The 675-nt window shown below is 45.9% G+C and carries 1 protein-coding gene; it reads left to right on the top strand.

The annotated features are described in order from the left end of the window. Window positions 1–675 (top strand): putative PEP-binding protein (locus ACYVTD_RS15165; protein WP_461248541.1); only part of this gene is annotated, 675 nt, incomplete at both ends.

Genomic DNA, 675 nt, shown 5'->3' on the forward strand with positions numbered 1-675 from the left:
GTAATTAATCCAGCGAGCGTTAAAGGGTTTAAATCGTGGAAGGGCGGCATTGCGGGCGCTCCCGGCGCGGCAATAGGACGCGTCTACTTTAGCACAGACGCTCTATTGGAAGCGAAAAAAGCCTCGACACATCAGGGAAAAGGCGATAATTTTATTCTCTGCGTTGAATCTTCTTTTGCGGAAGATGTAAAAGCAATCGAAGTAAGCGCCGGCGTATTAACAGCCGAAGGCGGATATTCCGCTCACGCGTCTGTAGTAGCGCGCCAGTACGGAAAAGTATCGCTTGTATCTCCTGAACTGAAAATTAAAGGAGCAAAAGCGACGCTTGGCGATTTTAGTTTCTCCGAGGGGAATTACATAACTATTGATGTTCCTTTCTACGGTGAATCAAAAGTGTATCTTGGCGCGGCGGAACTTATCGAGCCCGATCCTCAAGGATCAGGACTCCTGGACTTTATTGATATGTCTAAGACATTCCTTAAAAAATTCCATGTAAGATGTAATGCGGATACCCCAAGGGACGCTAAACTTGCCTTGGAATTCGGCGCGGAAGGCGTAGGTTTGTGCCGTACGGAACATATGTTCTTTAAAGCGGATCGCATAAATGTTTTCCGCGATATGTTAATGTCCGACGACAAAAAAGAACGCCAGAAAGTGCTTAATAAACTACAGATA

It is taken from the genome of Treponema sp. R6D11 (assembly GCF_054786075.1).